The sequence below is a fragment of the Stenotrophomonas sp. YJH_SMC_8 genome, assembly GCF_059371315.1.
In genome coordinates this window covers 20,640-39,217 of the sequence record NZ_JCAFUL010000020.1, presented here as the reverse complement: position 1 = coordinate 39,217, position 18,578 = coordinate 20,640, and the positions used below count along the sequence as shown (strand labels likewise).

The 18,578-nt window shown below is 67.1% G+C and carries 16 protein-coding genes and 1 pseudogene; 9 read left to right on the top strand and 8 right to left on the bottom strand.

What is annotated here, in order from left to right:
* Nucleotides 1–38: 38 nt before the first annotated feature.
* From AC5P88_RS18520 to AC5P88_RS18510, 3 genes are all read right to left on the bottom strand, one after another.
* A complete protein-coding gene (locus AC5P88_RS18520; RefSeq protein ID WP_495225726.1) occupies nt 39–425 on the bottom strand; it encodes a VOC family protein in 387 nt (128 codons plus the stop codon).
* Between the two features lie 329 nt (nt 426–754).
* A complete protein-coding gene (locus tag AC5P88_RS18515) occupies nt 755–1,462 on the bottom strand; it encodes a helix-turn-helix transcriptional regulator (RefSeq protein ID WP_495225725.1) in 708 nt (235 codons plus the stop codon).
* Nucleotides 1,462–2,097 (bottom strand): Rossmann-fold NAD(P)-binding domain-containing protein, encoded by a 636-nt coding sequence (locus tag AC5P88_RS18510; RefSeq protein ID WP_174842257.1) that lies wholly within the window; start codon nt 2,095–2,097, stop codon nt 1,462–1,464. Before AC5P88_RS18510 ends, AC5P88_RS18515 begins: the two co-directional genes overlap by 1 nt.
* 105 nt (nt 2,098–2,202) lie before the next feature.
* Here AC5P88_RS18510 and AC5P88_RS18505 point away from each other — a divergent pair, with 105 nt between their 5' ends.
* On the top strand, nt 2,203–3,741 hold the full coding sequence (locus AC5P88_RS18505; protein WP_495225724.1) for a GGDEF domain-containing protein: 1,539 nt from the start codon (nt 2,203–2,205) through the stop codon (nt 3,739–3,741).
* Nucleotides 3,742–3,805: 64 nt separating this feature from the next.
* On the opposite strand, the gene AC5P88_RS18500 is transcribed toward AC5P88_RS18505, so the two are convergent.
* The gene (locus AC5P88_RS18500) at nt 3,806–4,732 is read right to left on the bottom strand and encodes a DUF808 domain-containing protein (protein WP_106551354.1); all 927 of its coding nucleotides are present in this window, start codon (nt 4,730–4,732) and stop codon (nt 3,806–3,808) included.
* Between the two features lie 207 nt (nt 4,733–4,939).
* On the opposite strand from AC5P88_RS18500, the pseudogene AC5P88_RS18495 reads away from it, so the two are divergent.
* Nucleotides 4,940–6,589 (top strand): annotated as a pseudogene (locus tag AC5P88_RS18495) (ABC1 kinase family protein); the annotation flags it as partial.
* Between the two features lie 244 nt (nt 6,590–6,833).
* Nucleotides 6,834–8,939: a phosphoglycerol transferase I gene (locus tag AC5P88_RS18490; protein ID WP_495225723.1), complete on the top strand. Its 2,106-nt coding sequence runs from the start codon at nt 6,834–6,836 to the stop codon at nt 8,937–8,939.
* A 539-nt stretch (nt 8,940–9,478) separates the two neighbouring features.
* On the opposite strand, the gene AC5P88_RS18485 is transcribed toward AC5P88_RS18490, so the two are convergent.
* Nucleotides 9,479–11,908 (bottom strand): DUF3772 domain-containing protein, encoded by a 2,430-nt coding sequence (locus tag AC5P88_RS18485; RefSeq protein ID WP_495225722.1) that lies wholly within the window; start codon nt 11,906–11,908, stop codon nt 9,479–9,481.
* 436 nt (nt 11,909–12,344) lie between these two features.
* Nucleotides 12,345–12,593: a hypothetical protein gene (locus tag AC5P88_RS18480; RefSeq protein WP_006474562.1), complete on the bottom strand. Its 249-nt coding sequence runs from the start codon at nt 12,591–12,593 to the stop codon at nt 12,345–12,347.
* 182 nt (nt 12,594–12,775) lie between these two features.
* On the opposite strand from AC5P88_RS18480, the gene AC5P88_RS18475 reads away from it, so the two are divergent.
* The 3 genes from AC5P88_RS18475 (at nt 12,776) to AC5P88_RS18465 (ending at nt 15,101) form a co-directional block, all read left to right on the top strand.
* Nucleotides 12,776–13,270: a lipocalin family protein gene (locus AC5P88_RS18475; RefSeq protein WP_049460278.1), complete on the top strand. Its 495-nt coding sequence runs from the start codon at nt 12,776–12,778 to the stop codon at nt 13,268–13,270.
* A 13-nt stretch (nt 13,271–13,283) separates the two neighbouring features.
* Nucleotides 13,284–14,492, top strand: coding sequence for an NAD(P)/FAD-dependent oxidoreductase (locus AC5P88_RS18470; protein ID WP_495225721.1), 1,209 nt, complete (start codon nt 13,284–13,286; stop codon nt 14,490–14,492).
* A gap of 126 nt (nt 14,493–14,618) precedes the next feature.
* Nucleotides 14,619–15,101 (top strand): hypothetical protein, encoded by a 483-nt coding sequence (locus tag AC5P88_RS18465; RefSeq protein ID WP_043034272.1) that lies wholly within the window; start codon nt 14,619–14,621, stop codon nt 15,099–15,101.
* A 129-nt stretch (nt 15,102–15,230) separates the two neighbouring features.
* On the opposite strand, the gene AC5P88_RS18460 is transcribed toward AC5P88_RS18465, so the two are convergent.
* Complete coding sequence (locus AC5P88_RS18460; protein ID WP_043034271.1) at nt 15,231–15,665, bottom strand: PepSY domain-containing protein; 435 nt, start codon at nt 15,663–15,665, stop codon at nt 15,231–15,233.
* Between the two features lie 150 nt (nt 15,666–15,815).
* Between AC5P88_RS18460 and AC5P88_RS18455 the strand changes: the two genes are divergently transcribed.
* Genes AC5P88_RS18455 through AC5P88_RS18445 form a run of 3 tightly spaced genes read left to right on the top strand, consistent with a single transcriptional unit; the run spans nt 15,816 to nt 18,081 of the window.
* A complete protein-coding gene (locus tag AC5P88_RS18455) occupies nt 15,816–16,106 on the top strand; it encodes a PepSY domain-containing protein (RefSeq protein ID WP_099484169.1) in 291 nt (96 codons plus the stop codon).
* Complete coding sequence (locus AC5P88_RS18450; RefSeq protein ID WP_495225720.1) at nt 16,106–16,765, top strand: response regulator transcription factor; 660 nt, start codon at nt 16,106–16,108, stop codon at nt 16,763–16,765. Before AC5P88_RS18455 ends, AC5P88_RS18450 begins: the two co-directional genes overlap by 1 nt.
* Entirely contained in the window at nt 16,762–18,081 is a 1,320-nt protein-coding gene (locus AC5P88_RS18445) for a sensor histidine kinase (RefSeq protein WP_495225719.1), read from the top strand. The genes AC5P88_RS18450 and AC5P88_RS18445 overlap by 4 nt, the downstream gene beginning before the upstream one ends.
* A 143-nt stretch (nt 18,082–18,224) precedes the next feature.
* On the opposite strand, the gene AC5P88_RS18440 is transcribed toward AC5P88_RS18445, so the two are convergent.
* Complete coding sequence (locus AC5P88_RS18440) at nt 18,225–18,545, bottom strand: DUF6122 family protein (protein ID WP_495225718.1); 321 nt, start codon at nt 18,543–18,545, stop codon at nt 18,225–18,227.
* Nucleotides 18,546–18,578: the final 33 nt, after the last annotated feature.

Sequence of the window (18,578 nt, the reverse complement as noted above, 5' to 3'; positions counted from 1 at the left end):
GCATCCACGCATGGCGTGGATCTGCCAAATGCCTGCGATCAATCGCGAGCGACCATGCCCTCGGCGCGGCTGTAGACGCGCAGGCGGTGCCCGTCAGGATCCGCTCCGACGAAGGTGTGGCCGAACTCCAGCGTCACCGGCGCCTGCAGAATCTCCACACCGAGAGCGCGCCACGCATCGTGCGTCTGCTGCACGGCGACGGGGTTGGCGACCACCATCGCCAGTTCCGCGGCACCGGCCTGCGCGGACACCGGTGGCTGCACGTCATCGCGCTGCCACAGGCCCAGCGCGGCACCATCGCCGAGCAGGAACAGGGCAAAGCCGGGCGACTGCTCGACCGGCGGCTTGTCGAGGATGCCGCTGTAGAAGGTGGCGCTGGTGGCGACGTCGCGCACGTACTGCAGCAGGGTGCTGGGCTTGAACATGGGGAAGCTCCGTTGTTGGGAGCGATCATGGTGGTATGGGCCTGCTGACAGTTTCTGTCGGTAGAGTCGACTGTTAGTCGACTGCTCTTCCTTCGGCCTGCTTGAACCCCCGCGCTGCGCGCGATGGTCGACCGTCGGTAGAGTCGACTGTTAGTCGACTGCTCTTCCTTCAGCCTGCTTGAACCCCCGCGCTGCGCGCGATAGTCGACCGTCGGTAGAGTCGACTGTTAGTCGACTACTCTTCCTTCAGCCTGCTTGAACCCCCGCGCTGCGCGCGATAGTCGACTAACAGTCGACTCTACACCCCTTGCTCCCCGCTGTTGCTGTGGCTATGAGCGATCCAGCCAGTCGGGTGCAATGCCCTGCGCCTTCTGCCAGCGCCGCAGCAGGGTGGCGCGTGGCACGAGGTAGTGATCCTCCAGCACGCGCACCTGGCGGATGCGGTCCAGCCTGAAATGGCGGAAGTCCTCGCGGCCCTCGCACCACGCCGCCAGCATCGGTACTTCATCGAAGTAGGCCAGCGCGAACGGCCACACAATGCGCTCGGTGCGCTGGCCGTGCGCGTCCTGATAGCCGAACTGCAGCCGTTGCTGTGCACTTACCGCTTCACGCACTGCCTGCAGACGAACCGCGGGAACCTTGGCCGCAGCGCGCGAAGGGCCAACGCGCAGGCCGCTGTCACGCAAGGCTTCCCGACGCGCTGCTGGCAACACGTGCGCGATACGCGCCAGGGCGTCACGCGCAGCCTCGGCCAGCGCAGGCTCGGTGCGGGCCGCGACCCAGCGCAGGCCCAGCACCAGCGCGTCGATCTCGGCCGGTGGCAGGGTCATCGGCGGCAGGGTATCGCTCGGCGCCAGCTGGTAGCCGACGCCGGCCTCACCGCGCAGATCGGCGCCCTGCTCGCGCAGGGTCTCGATATCGCGGTACAGCGTGCGCAGGCTGATGCCCAGCGCTTCGGCCAGCGCCTGCCCGGCCACCGGCCGTCGATGACGGCGCAGCAGCCGCAGCAACTGGGTCAGGCGCAGCGCACGTGACATCAGCCGACCAGCGCGCTCGATGCAACCACGTGCTCACCCGGTTGCGGGGCCAACGCGGCCTCGACCAGTGCCTTGGCGATTTCGCTCGCTGGGTTGATCCGCCATGCCCGTGGCAACACGGGCCCCAGCACGCCGAGTACCTTCAGTGCCAAGCGCTCGCCGCGGCGGACCTCGTTGCGCTCGCCCCCGATCAGCCCTGGGCGGACCAGGGTCAACGAACTGAAGCCCAGCGCACGAAGATCGCGTTCCAGCTCGCCCTTCACCCGGCTGTAGAAGATCGACGACTGCGGGTTGGCGCCGGCCGCGGAATTGAGCACATAGGTTCGGGCGCCCTGTGCCTGTGCGAGTTGTCCGAACGCCAGCGGGTAGTCATGGTCGATGCGGTGGAAAGCCTCGCGGCTGCCGGCCTGGGCAATGGTGCTGCCGAGCGCGCAGATGATCGCGTCCACGCGCGCCCATTCGGGCGAAGTGGGCAACGCGTCGAAGGCCAGCACCGGGTTCTCCAGCTTCCCGTGGGTCAACGCCAGCGGGCGGCGGGTCGGGGCAACCACAGCGCTGCAGCGCGGGTCGTCCAGCAGCCGGGACAGGGTCAGCCCGCCGACCAGGCCGGTCGCCCCCAGCAACATCACGCGCATCACCACCTCCACTGCGGCATCCTGTCGCCCATCGTAGCCGTTCAAGCCATCGGCAGCCGCGCCGATATGCTGGAACCTGCCCCTGCCAGCCCCAGGATTCGCTCCATGACGGACCAGCCCGACCACCGCCCTGCCCCCGGTACTGCCCTTGGGCCGCCGGCACGCGTGCGTGCGGTGGTGGACGATGGGCTGGGTGACCGCGTGGTGCTGCAGGGCGGCGGTGGCGTGGCCCTGCAGCAGCTGTTCGCAGGCGCAGACGCGCCGGAACCGCTGTTGGCGGCGTTCGCCAACGGCATGGCCACGCTGCCCGGCGAACTGGGTGACATGGGTGACCGCCTGCAATCGGCGCAGGCCAGCGCCGATTGGCCGCGCTACGGCCGCGCGATGCGGCAGCTGATCGACAAGTACATCCGCACCATCGAGCAGCATTCGCCGGACGGCCAGCCGGAAAGCCTGCGCCTGTCCGAGCAGCTGCGGCTGCTGCTGGGTGGGGCGGTGGTAGCCCTGCTGCAGCACGACCCGGACCTGCGCGAGCAGGCACAGGCGCTGGCCATGCGCCTGCGCCAGTGGCAGCCGGGCACGGCACTGGAACCGATCGAACAGGGCGTGCGCGAGCTCGGCCACCAGGTCGGCGTGCGCGCCGAGAGCTGGCAGGAGCAGCAGGCACTGCTGCTGGAACTGTTCGCGCTGCTGCTGGAGAACGTGAGCGAGCTGCTGGACGACCGCAGCTGGCTGCAGGGCCAGATCGCCGCGGTACGCCAGCTGCTGGACGGGCCGCTGGAGGCCGAGGCCGTCGAGCGAACCCGCGCCGAGCTGCGCGAAGTGATCTACAAGCAGGGCCTGCTGCGCCAGGGCATCGACGATTCGAAGGCCGCGATGCGCGGGCTGATGGGCGAGTTCATCGAGCGCATGGATGGCATGGCCACCAGCACCGGTGAATACCACGACCGCATCGGCAGTTACGCGCTGCAGCTGCGCGAAGCGCGCAGCATCGCCGACCTCAACCAGCTGCTGCAGGACGTGATGCGCGACACCGGCAAGGTCCAGCAGCAGGCTGCACAGGCCCGCGATCACCTGGCCAATGCGCGGCAGGAAGTGGAACGTGCAGAGCAACGTATTGCCGAGCTTGAGCAGGAGCTGCGCGCCGCCGGTGACCTGGCACGCATCGATCCGTTGACCCAGGCACTGAACCGCCGCGGCCTGGACGAACTGCTGCAGCGCGAGCTGGCGCGCGCCGCGCGCAACAACTCACCACTGGGCGTGGCGGTGATCGACCTGGATGATTTCCACCAGACCAACGACGCGCACGGGCATGCCGGCGGCGATGCGCTGCTGCAGCACCTGGTGTCCGTGTGCAAGCTGCTGCTGCGCGCCACCGACGGCATCGCGCGGCTGGGCGGCGATGAATTCGTACTGGTGCTGCCGGAAACCCAGGGCGCCGACAGCATGGCCACCGTGCAGCGCCTGCAGCGTTCGCTGGCACATCGCGTGCTGACCGTGCAGGACCAGCGCGTGCCGGTGCATTTCAGCGCTGGGCTGGCGCAATGGCAGCCCGGCGACGATACCGAGACCCTGCTGCGCCGCGCTGATGACGCGCTGTATGCCGCCAAGCGGCAGGGCAAGAACCGGGTGCAGGCGGGGTGATCGTGGAATGGGGTCAGATCCCTTTTCCAACGGAAAAGGGATCTGACCCCGAGGGTCTACAGGCTTACTTCCCGCGCAGCTTCTGGAACCCGGTCACCGCCGCCAGCACGATGGCGCCGGCGATGATGCCGACCACCATGTTGCCCACCGCGCTGACCAGCCAGCCCCACGGGCCTTCGCCCCCCATCGCCTGCACCGCGTGGTGCAGCGCCGGCACGTTGTGCACCAGGATGCCGCCGCCCACAAGGAACATGGCGATGGTGCCGGCCACCGACAGGAACTTCATCAGCCACGGTGCCGAGGCCACCAGGCCACGGCCGAAGGCAGCGATGGCGCCGCCCTTGCGCGACAGGTACAGGCCGACGTCGTCGAGCTTGACGATGCCCGCCACCAGCCCATAGACGAAGACCGTCATCGCCAGTGCAACCACGGCCAGCGTGACCACCTGGTTGGTGAACGGTGCGGTGGCGACCACGCCCAGGGTCAGCACGATGATCTCGGCCGAGAGGATGAAGTCGGTGCGGATCGCGCCCTTCACCTTGTCCTTCTCCCACGCCACCATGTCCACCTGCGCGTCGGCCAGCGCCTTGCGCCGCTCGGCCTGGCGCTCGGCATCGTCATCGGACGAATGCAGGAAGCGATGTGCCAGTTTCTCAACGCCCTCAAAGCACAGGAACGCGCCGCCGATCATCATCAGCGGCACGATCAGCGGCACGTTCCAGCCACGGCTGTGCAGCCAGGCCTCCAGCGCGCTGATCGCCAATGCTGCGGGCACCAGGATCACCTTGTTGACCAGCGAGCCCTTGGCCACTGCCCATACCACCGGCAGTTCGCGGTTGGCGTTGACCCCGGTAACCTGCTGCGCGTTCAGCGCCAGGTCGTCGCCCAGCACGCCGGCGGTCTTCTTCGCCGCGACCTTGGTCAGGACCGAGACATCGTCGAGCAGGGAGGCGATATCGTCGAGCAGGGCGAACAGGCTGGCACCGGCCATGGGGCGTCCAAGAAAGGGAATGAGCGGATTCTGACCGATTCGGCGTTGACTGCGGAAGAGATCGGGTTCACCACGTGACGACCCCGCCCCGGCCAGACTGGAGCGTGATCCCGTTTCGCCGGGCATGGCCCGGCGCTACCGGCCGTCGTCCGCAAGGAGTCCCGCTTGAGCAACCCGCCCACCGCCAATGGCAATCCTCCGCTGGTCAAAGGCATGAGCCGGCGCAGCCAGATCCTGCGCCTGCTGATGCGCTATCGCCATTCAGGCGTGTTCTCGGGCATGAACCTGGATGCCGCAGGCAATCCGGCCGACGTTCCCGCAGACGGCAACCCGGAACAGTTCGTCAGCGACCTGGAAGCGCTGGGGCCGACCTTCGTCAAGCTGGGCCAGATGCTGTCCACGCGCCCGGACATGGTGCCGGTGGAGTTTGCCACCGCCCTGGAGCGCATGCAGGAAAAGGTGGCCGAGATTCCCGTCGAGCGCATCCATGCGATCGTCGAGCAGGAGCTGGGCGCACCGGTGAACAAGCTGTTCGCCTCATTCGATCCCGAGCCGCTGGGCTGTGCGTCGATCGCGCAGGTACATCGCGCGGTGCTGCACGACGGACGCCAGGTGGCGGTGAAGGTGCAGAAGCCTGAAGTCGCTGCACAGCTGCGCTCGGACCTGGAGGCGCTGCGCAGCTTCGCGCTGGCCGCCGACCACCTGACCCAGGTCGGCCGCCGTGTGCGCCTGCGCGACTGGCTCAACGAGTTCGCCAAGACCCTGATGCAGGAGCTGGACTACCACGCCGAGGCCGAGAACCTGGCCCGCTTCGGCCGCCACCTCAAGCCGTTCCGCCGCCTGTGGATTCCGCAGCCGCTGTGGGATTACAGCAGCCAGCGCGTGCTGACCATGGAACTGGCCACCGGCGTGCGCGTGGACGCGATTCCCGATGTGCGCCGCACCGAACAGTCGATGGATCCGCTGGCGGCGGCGCTGATCCGCGGCTACCTGGACCAGATCTTCGTGCATGGCGAGATCCATGCCGACCCGCATCCGGGCAACCTGAGGGTGATGCCCGATGGCCGGCTGGCGATCTTCGATCTGGGCATGGTCGCGCACATGCCGCCGCGCCTGCGCGAGCGCCTGTTGAAGATCCTGTTCGCCGCCGTCGATGGCCGTGGCGAGGAAGTGGCCGATGATCTCATCAGCATCAGCACGCGGCTGGAGGCGTTCGACGAGGAACGCTATCTGCGCGAGACCGGCCAGTTGATCGCGCGTTACGCCGCCAGCGGCACTTTTTCCGAAGGCCGCGTAGTGCTGGACATGGTGCGCATCGCCACCGCCTGCGGGCTGCGCACGCCGCCGGAACTGAGCCTGCTGGGCAAGGCACTGCTCAACCTGGAAACCGTATGCCGGTTGCTGGCACCGGAGCTGGAAACACGTCGCATCGTCGAGCGCCAGCTGCAGCACGTGATGCGCGCACGCCTGAAGAAGTCACTGTCCGCGGCCAACATCGCCAGCGAGGCGATGGAGCTGCAGCAGCTGCTGCGCGATGGGCCGCGCAAGCTCTCGGACATCATGGCGCTGCTGGCCGAAAACCGCCTGCAGATGAAGGTGACCGGGCTGGAGGAATCGCGGCTGATGGAGAATCTGCAGAAGATCGCCAACCGCGTGGCGGCCGGCATCATCAGCGCGGCACTGATCATGGCCGCGGCAATGATGATGAAGATCGACACCGGCTGGCACCTGTTCGGCTACCCGCTCATTGCGCTGATTCTGTTGTTCATCGGCGTGGTGCTCGGCCTTGGCATCGTGACCAGTGCATTGCTGTTCGATCGTCGTGCACGGGCACGCGAAGAGCGCGGGCATCGCTAGCGCATCAAGGAAAACACCCGTATTCACGCGGTTTTTAATGCAATCCAACGGAGCCTTTCACGCTCGTTTTACCTTCTGATCGCGATCCCGCGCGCGTCATTTCAACAAACATTTCAGTCAGGTTCGTGCATGCACTATCGGGTCATCGGCCTGTCACATGCATGTGCTTGCGGCAGCACCGGTCGGATGGACACGCGTCGGTACGACGTCCATCACCACCACCCCGTCACTGCCGAAGCTGCCTATGCTCTGGATACTGCTGCTGTCGTTGTTGCTGCTGTGCTGGTTGTTCCTCGCGTCCGACAAGTGGGTGTGGTGGAAGGCCAGTGCGTTCTCGCTGCTGCTGCTCACGCTCAGTGCATGGTGGCTGATCGACAAGCTGTCCGGCGATGGGCTCAATGCCGCCACCCTTTATCACCTGGGCGCCGACATGGAAGGCGCCGGCATCTCCGACTTCAAGGGCTATATCGCTGGCTTCATCGTGCTGGCGCTGGTCTCGCTCCTCCCGCTGTTCGCCACACGGGTGAAACGCTGGCGCCGGCCCGGCCATGGCGGTGCCTGGTTTGCCGGCTTCACCGCAGTATGGGTGGCCACGATCATGTTCAGCCCGTTGGCCCGCGACGGCCAGCGCATGTATCAGCAGCTGCGGCCGGTCGATTTCGCCCGCATCGCACCCGAGTACCAGGTGCCGACGCAGCCACTGCAGCGTCCGCGCAACATCGTCTGGATCTATGGCGAAAGCCTGGAACGCACCTACCTGGACGAGGCCGTGTTTCCCGGCCTGATGCCCAACCTCAACCGCCTGGCGTCCCAGTCGCTGGACGTGCGTGGCCTGGCCTCGGCCGAAGGCAGCGGCTGGACCATCGCCGGCCTGGTGTCGTCAATGTGCGGCGTGCCGCTGACCACCTCGCAGGGCGACGAGAACAGCATGGACCGCATGGGCAGCTTCCTGCCCAAGGCGGTGTGCCTCGGCGACTACCTGAAGCAGCAGGGCTACACCAACCACTATCTGGGCGGTGCCAACGGCCAGTTCGCCGGCAAGAGCCAGTTCCTGGCCAGCCACGGTTTCGATGAAGTGCATGACCTGGCCTGGTTCAAGCAGCAGAAGAAGATCGGCCGCATCCATTACTCGGCCTGGGGCGTGCACGATGACGTGCTGCTGGACACCGCCTACCAGCGCTTCGAGCAGCTCTCGCGTGCCGGCTCGCCGTTCATGCTGACCACGCTGACGATGGATACCCATCACCCGGCCGGCCATCTGCCGGTGTCGTGCAAGGGCGAGCGCTACCAGAGCCAGTACGGCAACATCGGCCTGCTCAATGCACTCAAGTGCACCGACCGCCTGATCTCGCAGCTGGTTGAACGCATCCAGGCCAGCCCGTATGGCAAGGACACGTTGATCGTGATCGCTTCCGATCATCTGGCGATGCCCAACGACCTCAGCCATGTGCTGGCCAAGCAGCAGCGCGAAAACCTGCTGCTGTTCCTCGGCGACGGCGTGGCGCCTCGCCAGCTGGCGGTGGAAGACGGTTCAACGCTGGATTCCGGCGCCACCCTGCTCAGCCTGCTCGACCCGAACCTGCAGACCATGGGCTTTGGCCGCTCGCTGCTGGATGACAAGCGCGCACCGAGCGCCAGCGTGGCCGCGCACCGCGACGGTGGCCGCGACTATCCACAGTATCTGGCGTTCGCCCGCTCGCTGTGGCTGGGCGAACCGACCCGTGAATTGAAGATTGACGGCGACGACCAGGTGGTGGTCGGCCTGCAGCACGTGCAGCCACCGGTGCTGCTGGAGTACGACAAGGACTGGGGCCTGAAATCGGTGTACCTGGAGAACACGTCGCGCCAGTTCGATGATGCCGACCCGGACAACACCCTGGCCTATGTCGATCGCTGCACCGCGTTCGAGGACGGCTCGGCCGACGGCGACTGGTGCGCCCTGCTGGTCAACCGTGACAACGGCATCAAGCTGTACCGCGACAACGACCTGCGTGGCGGCATCGCCGTGGATGCGCCACTGGATGCGTTCCAGGGCCCGCGCCCGAGCGTGCGCCAGGCGCACATGATCACGCAGAAGGGCCGCCGTACCCGTGCCGGCCAGTACATGCTGCAGCTGGTGGCGAGCACGCGTCCGGATCGCGGTTTCTGGATCGAGGCGGTGTCATCGCAGCGCAAGGTGGTGCTGGCCCAGCAGTGGGTGCAGCCCGATGCCAATGGCAAGATCAACGTGTCGTTCGGGCTGGACCACGAAGTGGATGATCTGGAGATCCGCGCGTGGTTGAACCATGCCGAGAAGCTGGCGGTGGATACGTTCGCACTGGTGCCCTCGCGCAGCCGACCGCGGGGGTAGGGCTATTTGCAGGGCTGCGCCCTGCACCCGCTACAAACCGGAGCAACGGCAACAGCAACAGCGCGCATTCCGTGGGATGGCGGGGCGGTGTGGGGTGGCAGGACACGCCGTAAACCCGTCCTTGGGGGCTCGATGGCGCCATCCATGGCGCCAACGGTCCTGCCACCCCACACCGCCCCACCTTTGACAGATTCCGTGTGCTGTTGGTGGGTGTCGACCTTGGTCGACACAATCTGTCAGATATCGAAAATCAAAATAGGGTCAGATCCGTTTTCCTCCGGAAAACGGATCTGACCCCAATAGCATTTCCAACAGATCGCGGAAAACTGTCGAAGGCGGGGTGGGTCCGGTTGCGGGAGTGTCCGCGGCATGGATGCCGCGGCCAAGCCCCCATGGATGGGTTTACGGCGTCTCCCGCAACCGGACCCACCCCGCCATCCCACGGAATGCACGCTGTTGCTGTTGCTGTTGCTGTTGCTTCGGCTGTTGCTTCGGCCGTTGCTTCGGCGGGTGCAGGGCGCAGCCCTGCAAAACAACCCCTACTCCTGCGAATCGCGGGTGATGTGGATATCGGTCGGGGTCGACAGCGGGATGTTCCGCTCGGCCAGGATCTGCAGCAGGCTGAAGTACAGATCGCTGCGGGTGGCGTAGACCTGCCGCGGGCTGGCCACGTACGCGAAGCTGTTGATGGTGATCTGGCCACCGGCAATGCTGTCGATGTAGACCGTGGGCGCCGGTTGTTTCAACACGTTGGTATGCGCCGCGTAGGCCTGCAGCAACGCATCGCGCAGGCTGCCGACATCAGTGCTGGGCGGTACCGCGAACTGAATCTGGATGCGGCCCTGGTTGTTGCCCATCGTCATGTTGCGCACGGTCTTGGTGACCAGCTCGGAGTTGGGCACGATCAGCGTCGACTTGTCGCTCACCTGGATCTCGGTCGAGCGCAGGCTGATGCGGCGGATGTCACCTTCCTGGTCGCCCAGCTTCACCCAGTCGCCGATCTTCACCGGGCGCTCGGCCAGCAGGATCAGGCCGGAAACAAAGTTCTGGGTGATCACCTGCAGGCCGAAGCCGATACCGACCGACAATGCACTGACCAGCAGCGCGAGCTTGGTCAGTTCCAGTCCCATCGCTGTCAGCGCCCAGATCACCGCGATGATGATGCCCAGGTAGCGGGCGACGGTACTGACCGAATTGCGCGCCCCCAGGTCCAGCTCGGTCTTCGGCAGGTAGGTGTCGGTCAACCAGCGCTGCACCAGCTGGGTCACCGCCAGGCCGGCCAGCAGCACGGCCACCGCCAGCACGATCCGCATCGGCTTCAGCGTGGTTCCGCCCAGCGGAATGCCGGTCGTGAGCAACGAAGCGAAGCGCTCCACCACCGCACCGATGTTGCCAAACGGCGCCACCAGCGCCAGCAGTGCAAGCAGCACGACCACCGTACGCAGCGCTGCCGACAGCAGCACGCCGGCCTGCTCCAGCCGCGACACGCTCAGGCCGGTGCTGAGCAGGATGGTCTGGCCAACCTTGCTGTCGGCGTTGAGCATCCAGGTGCTCAGGTCATCGACGAACTTGAACAGCAGCGTCGCCGCCAGCACCACGATGCTGCCGCCGATCAGCTGCTGGTTCACGAACTTGGCGAAATTCAGATAGCCCAGCAGCGTGGCGATGATCGCTGCCACCACCGCGATGTTGCCTGCCACGCGCGCCAGCACCAGCCAGCTGCTGCGGCGCACCGGCGTACTCGGGCCCTGCCCGTCGGCCTGCGCTTCCAGCTTGGCTTCGGCCTCGGCGGTCTGCCGCCGGTGCAGGCGCGCCAGCGTCACCAGCATGGCCATGATCAGGCCGAGGTAGGTCAGTGCAATCAGGCCATCCAGCGCCACGGTGGTCACATCGCTGGTGCGCGTGGCCTGATCGATCGCCACAAGCACCGTGCTCAGCCAGGCCAGTGCCGCCGCGCCCCAGGCGTACTTGCGCAGCTTGAGCGCAGCGGTGTCGTCCAGGTTCAACAATCGCCATGACGGGCGCTTGGGCACCAGCAGGCAGGCGCTGAGCGCAGCGATGAAGGCAGCGCGGAAGGTCGCGGTTTCCAGACCATCGGCCACCACCTGCAGGCGCGGCGCGATCGCATCAACGGCATCCAATGCTGCCATCAGCACCACTACCGCATAACCGGGCAGCAGCGTCCCCACCAGCAGCAGCCACATGGCCAGGCCAGATCGGCGCAGGCGACCATCGGGCGCTCGGTCGGACGCGGCGAACCGCCGCCCCAGGCGGCGCAGCCACAACCGCAGCGGGAACATCATCACCAGCGCGGCCACCAGGCCCAGCAAGGGCGTGCCCCAGCCATTGGTGCGGATACCGGTGATCAGCGTGTCACGCCCCTGCTCGGCCAGCGGCGCAACGCGCGCGATATCGATCGGCAAACGCTCGGCCACCTTGCTCCACAATGCAGGCGACAACGGCGAGGCGACCTTCTGGCCCAGCTCCTCGGTGCGTTGCGCGGTGCGCTGCTGGTCGATGTCGGTCGCCAGCTGCTGGGCACGCACGGCACTGGCCTTGGCCTGCGCTACCGACGCGGCCAGGCCGTCGCGCTGTTTGGTGATGGTGCGTCGTTGCGCTGCCAGTTCCGGCGGCTCGGTCGTGCCTTCCGCAGGCGTGCCCAGCTGCGCCAACTGTTCGTCGAGGCGATCCTTTTGCGGCTGCAGCGCCTTTTCCAACGCCTCGGCGTCACGCCGGGCCTTCGAAGCATCCTCGGACAGCATGGCCAATGTTTCGATGGCCGCGGCATCGCCACGCTTGCGGTCGACTTCCTTCAGCTTCGCATCGATATCCGCCAGCTGCTGCTTCGGCGTGGGGTCCTCATCCTGTGCCAGCACCGGTGCGGACAGCAGGAAGGCAGTGCACAGCAGCAGGGCCAGCCAGGGCCCCCGTGCACGGATCGATCGCAGGAAAGAAGACACGCCAGCCACACCGTTTCGCGCGGACCACCGCGCCTGCGCGCGACTATACGGCACAGACGGTAAAGGCCGGATGGTGGCGCGGAGGACTACACCAGCGTGGATGGGGGCTTCGACGGGTTGATGGCGGCGGGGTGATGCCGCTGGGTGATGACGGCCTGGCGATTGCGGCGGGGTGATCGTGGCCGGGCGAATCGACTGGGTAGAGTCGACTGTCAGTCGACTATCGCGCGCAGCGCGGGCTTTGCACAGCTTCCAGCGAAGAGCAGTCGACTAACAGTCGACTCTACCCAGTCGGTTTGCCCCGTCGATTTGCCCCATCGGTTTGCCGCGTCGGTTTGCCCCATCAATTTGCCCCGCCGTTCATCCCGTCGGTTTATCCCGTCGATTCGCCCCGTCGATTCACCCAGCCCACGTTTCCGCGCGCCCGCACGCCACGCCGGCGGAATCAGTACTTCAGCCGCAGCTCTTCCACCGTCGGCTGCTGCAGCGCGTACCAGTCCTGGAACTCTTCCTCGGTGATCTCATCGGGCGCATACACCGCCACCGGGTGCCAGTCGTGGTCGGTCGGCAGTGGCTGGCGCGGGCCGGCACGCAGGCTGTAGCTGACGCCCTCGTAGTCGACCAGGTCATCAACCTGCGGCCACTGCTCGCGTGCGAACGCGGATTCACTCTTCAACAGGATCACCTGGTACATCGGCACCTCCACTTCGGTTGGATCAGGAAAACACGGCGCTGGCGGCAGCATACCGCCGCATCGGTGACAACGGGCACGCCGCAGCGGCGACGGAACGTTCTGGACACGGCCATCGCCCCGGCTTCACCCGCCCATGGCAAGGCCATCGGCATCGTGGAGGCCCACCCCTGCCACGACTGCCGATGACCGACCACCCGCCGCTGAAGACCGTCGCCGGCCTCAAGCTGCCCCGCTACCTGGGCACCTGGTACGAGATCGCACGCCTGCCGATGCGCCACGAGCCGGAGGGCTGCACCGACGTGTCGGCGCATTACACCCTGCTCGACAACGGCAACGTCGGCGTCACCAACCGCTGCCGCATGGACGGCGAGGTCGAGGAAGCCAGCGGCGAAGCCTGCGCCGTGGACAACGACAGCGCGCGGCTGGAGGTCAGCTTCCTGCCCAAGGGCCTGCGCTGGCTGCCGTTCGCCAAGGGCGACTACTGGGTGATCCAGGTCGCCCCGGACTACAGCGTCGCACTGGTCGGCAGCCCGGACCGCAAGTACCTGTGGCTACTGGCGCGCGAGCCGCGCCTGGACGCCACCGTGCAGGACCATTATCTGGCGACTGCCCGCCTGCAGGGCTTCGATCTGTCCGAACTGATCCACACCCCGCACACCGGTCGCCCGACAGCCTGAGCCGCGCACGCCCATGGACCTGAAGAGTGGCTACCCGTGGTGGGCGGTGCGCAACGGCCTGATCCACGCCTTCCCACCGCTGGAAAAGGACCTGCGCTGCGATGTGCTGGTGGTGGGTGGTGGCATCACCGGTGCGCTGATCGCCGACGAACTGTCCGCCCACGGCCAGGAAGTGGCGGTCATCGAGCAGCGCGACATCGGCTGGGGCAGCACGGCTGCCAGCACCGCGCTGCTGCAGTACGAGATCGACACGCACCTGCTGGACCTGGCGCAGCGCTATGGCCATGACGCCGCCGCACGGGCCTACCTTGCCTGTGCCGAGGCCATTCCGGCGCTGGGTAGCGTGGCGCGCGGCCTGAAGGACGTGGATTTCCAGCGGATGGACAGCCTGTACCTGGCCAGCCGCCATCGCGACGTGCCGCGCCTGATGGCCGAGGGCGATGCCCGTCGCGGCATCGGCCTGGATGCCCGCTGGCTGGGCCCGGAGGCACTGCACGAACGCTTCGATGTGGGCGCCGGCGGTGCGCTGCTGACCCGGCAGGCGGCGCGGGTCGATCCCTACCGCCTGGCCTATGGGTTGCTGCAACGTATGCGCCGTCGCGGCGGCCAGGTGCATGACCGCACGGTACTGCACACGCTCACACCCACCGCACGCGGTGTGAGCGCCCTCACCGAGGGCGGCGCCACGATCCACGCCCGCCACGTGGTGCTGGCGATGGGCTATGCCAACCAGCGCTGGCTCGACCAGCGCGTGGCCCGCAACCGCAGCAGCTACGCCTTCATCACCGACCCGATCGATGCCGAGGTGCTGGGCCAGCTGCGCACCACGATGGTGTGGGAAAGCGCGCGCCCGTACCTGTACCTGCGCGCCACCGGCGACCGTCGCCTGCTGGTGGGCGGGCTGGACGACGCCATCGACATCCCCGCCCGCCGCGACCGGCGCGTTCAGAGCAAGGCCGACAAGCTGATGAAGCAGCTGCTGCGCTGGTTCCCACGGCTGGACCCGGTGCCGGCGTTCTCCTGGGGCGGCACCTTCGCCGAGACCGCTGATGGCCTGCCGTTCTTCGGCCCGCACGAACAATGGGGCCCACGGGTGCACTTCGCCATGGCCTACGGCGGCAACGGCATCACCTATTCGATGATCGGCGCGCAACTGCTGCGGGCCCGGATCGAGCGGCGCACGCATCCACTGGCGGGGCTGTTCGGGTTCGGGCGGTTGTGACCTGCAGCCAGGCATGGCCTGGCTCTACCGCAAGCGGGTGCCGACAGGCATCATTCAAGCAGTCCCTGCTAGCGTCGGCCTGTACCGCCGCGTGTTGCGTGGCCACCTGTCCGCTGGAGCGCCGTCATGATCCGCCCCCTGACCCTGCTGCTGTGCCTAGCCCTGCCGGGAACCGTACTGGCCCAGTCTGCCGCCGGCGCCACCGCGCCGCAGGCCGCCGGCCTGGACCTGACGCTGCCGCAGGCGCCGATGCGCTACCTCAACGATGCGAGCCTGAAACAGGATCCGCCGGGCACGTACTACGGCGACAAGAGCGGCCCGCGCGTGCACGACGACGCCAAGATCGCCGACGTGACCGACGACAAGGTCAAGGTGTCCGGCAGCTTCACCACCGGCATCGGCTATTCCAAGAATGGCGGCAACAGCCACTACAACGCCGCCACGCTGAACCTGAGCAAGAACTACACCACCGATGAGGGCAAGACCCACGGGGTCAACGTCAACATCCACGTGAGCGAGGGCAAGGGCCCGGGCTTCTTCGGCCCGTATGGTGGCTACTACGGCCGCGGGCCGGGCTACTGGGACTACCCGCCGCCGTTCGGCTGGTAAGGGCTGGCACCCGCGCCTGGGCCGACCAAGGTCGGCCACTACCGGTGCCTATGCCCGGTAGGTGTCGACCTTGGTCGACACGCTTCTTCCCCGTATGCCGACCAAGGTCGGCATCTACCGGATCTGGAATCAATCCAGCCAGCCATCGCGCTCGCTGTGCAGGATGCGGCCGTCATAACCGCTCAGGCGCACTTCCACCTTCTGGTTGCGGGCATTGCGCGCTTCCAGCGACCAGGTGGCACCATCGCGTTCCAACGAATGGATCTCGCGCAGGCCATGTGCCTGTGCCCGTGCCAGCACCTGTTCGGTGGTCAGCAGCGCGCGGCCGTTGTGCTCGTCGAAGATCTCGCCGGTCTTCGGGTCCACGTAGACCTCGCTGAAGCGGCCATCGGCGCGGCTCACGTCCGCTTCCCACAGGCTGTCATCACGCTCGATCTCGTGGATCTGGGTGTAACCGGCCTTGCGCAGGGTCTGTTCAACCTGGGCCATGCCCAGCGGTGCGGCCTGAGCGGCCGGCACGATGGCCAGGGCGGCGACGGTGGCGAGGGCAAGCGACTTCAACATGGGGATTCTCCTGTTCGTGTTCATGGCCGGACCATCCCGGCAACGCCACGATGCACGGGGTGGTTAACAGCCCCTTAGCCGGCGCTGTTAGCCCGCTGTTAGTCGGCCGCTGCACACTCACGCCTGGTCCGCTTCCCTCACACGCCCGCGATGCTTGCCACCCTGCCCCTGCTGCTGGCCCTGGCCAACGCCCCGTCCGCCGCTGCGCCCGTGCAGGATCCGGCGCAGCAGGTCGCGCGTCGTGCCGTGCAGCAGGGCCGCTACGTGCCACTGGAAAGCGTGGTGCGCGATGCACTCAAGCGTTACCCGGGGCAGCTGCTGGAAGTGGAGCTGGACGACGGCGTCTACGAAGTGGAGATCCTGCGCGGTGACGGCGTGGTGGTCGAGCTGGACTATGATGCGCGCAGCGGAAAGCTGCTGAAGACGGAGCTGGACGACTGATGCGCATCCTGTTGGCCGAAGACGATGCCGCGCTGGCGCAGCGCCTGGTGCCCCTGCTTGAGCAGGCCGGTTACGTGGTGCACCAGGTTGCCGACGGACGCGAGGCCGAGGAAACCGGCCAGATCGAGGAGCTGCAGGCGGCCATCGTTGACCTCGGCCTGCCCGGCCTGGACGGACTGAGTGTGATCGAGCGCTGGCGCGGCAACGGCCGCACCTTCCCGGTTCTGGTGCTGACCGCGCGCGGGCGCTGGCACGACAAGCTGGCCGGCTTCGACGCCGGTGCCGACGACTACCTGACCAAACCGTTCCAGGCCGACGAACTGGTGCTGCGCCTGCGCGCGTTGATCCGCCGCAGCCATGGCCACGCCAGCCCGCGCCTGCACTGCGGGCCGCTGCAGCTGGACGTCAACGCCGGTCGCTTCGAACTGGACGGACAGCCGCTGGCGCTGAGCCCGCAGGAATTCCGCCTGCTCAGTTACTTCATCCACCACAGCGGCCAGGTGATCGGCCGTGATCGCCTCGGCGAACAGGTGTTCGAGGGCGGGCTGGATCCCGACTCCAACGCGCTGGATGTGCTGCTGGGGCGCGTGCGCCGCAAGCTCGGTACCGAACTGATCCAGACCGTGCGCGGCCAGGGTTGGCGGCTGGCGGTACCGTGACGCGGCAGCCCTCGCTGCGGCGGCGCCTGCTGCTGGCTGGTGGCGTCGGCCTGCTGCTGGTCTCGTTGCTGGCCAGTGCGCTGCTGGGCGAACTGTTCAAGCGCAGCGCGCGTGATCGGCTGGACCACGAACTGCAGCAGGACATGCTGACCCTGGTCGCGCAGATGGAAGTCACCCCCGACAACCAGCTGCAGCTGCGCCAGGAACCGAATGACGCGCGCTTCCAGCGGGTGTTCTCCGGTGCGTACTGGCAGATCGCCGGTGCCGACGGCCGCGTGCTGCTGCAGTCGCGTTCGCTGTGGGATGAAACGCTTCCCGCCACGGCCATTGGCCCGGCCACGCGCAACCTGACCGGCCCCCTGCAGCAATCGCTGCGCGCACGCGTGCAGCAGGTGCGCCTGCCACGCGCCAGCGAACCGTTCGTGGCCGTGGTCGCCACCGACCGCAGCGCGCTGGATGCCGATGTCGCCGCGTTCCGTCAGCGCACCGCCATTGCGCTGGGTGTGCTGGTTGCGGCGTGGCTGGCGGTGCTGGCCAGCCAGGTGCACTTCGGCCTGCGCCCGCTGCATCGCCTCGGTGCACAGCTGGAACGGGTGCGGCGCGGTGATGCGCAGCGCATCGAGACGCGCGGTTTGGGCGCGGAGGTCGCGCCCCTGGGTGAAGAACTCAACGCACTGCTGGAGCACCAGCAGCGCATGGTGGCGCGGGCACGCACCAGTGCACAGGATCTGGCGCATGCGCTGAAGACTCCGCTGAGCGTGCTGGCTACCGAGGCCGACGGCGAAGGTGCGCATTGGCGTGGCACTGTGCGCGAACAAAGTGCGCGCATGCAGGCCAGCGTCGACCGTTACCTGGCTGCCGGACTGGCCGCCGACAATCGCCAACGCACCGACGTGGCGACTGTCGCACAGGCGCTGTGCCGGTTGATGGCACGCGTGCATGGCGAGCGCGGCATTGCGTTCACGGCGGAAGGCATCGATCCGGCGCTGCAGTTCGCCGGTGCCAGTGCGGATCTGGAAGAGATGCTGGGCAACCTGCTGGACAACGCGGGGCGATGGGCACGGCAGCAGGTCAGCGTCGGCGCTGACATCCACGAAGGGCAGCTGCGCATCGACGTGCGTGACGACGGCCCCGGTCTTGCGGCAGAGGCGCTGGCGCAGGTGGTGCAGCGTGGCGTGCGGCTGGATGAGCGCGAAGGCAGCAGCGGGCTGGGCCTGGCGATCGTGGGCGATATCGCCGCCAGCTACGGCGGGCGGTTGGCGTTGGAGAATGCGCAGCCAGGGTTGCGGGCGACGGTGTGGTTGCCAGCGGGCTGACTCGTCAACGCTGGAACGCCAGGCCGGTAGAGTCGACTGTTAGTCGACTTTCGCGCGCAGCGCGGGATTTCCCGGCACCGCAGCCAAGAGCAGTCGACTAACAGTCGACTCTACCCGCCTTCGCCGGTCATTTCAGTTCCGCATCAGCGGTGATGCATCCACCAGCAGTCAATCGCGTCCAGCACGATGTGAATCATCAAACCGATGCCGAACAACCGCGTTTTCTTCGGCACGCACAGCCCCGCGTAGACCGCGATGGCCGGGGTAGTATGCAGCGGGTGGAAGCCGATGCTGCAGCGGTTCGGGGCGTAGATCGGGTCGGCCAGCAGGTGGTCCAGATCGATGATCCAACCCAGCAGCATCAGCAACCAGGCCGAGGCAAAGCGCTTGCGCCAGAACAGCCATGCCAGCAGGGCTGGCACGGCGGCATGCAGGAACAGGTGGAAGATCGCGCGCGCGCTCATGGTGACCGGTAGCGCCGGGCCATGCCCGGCGTT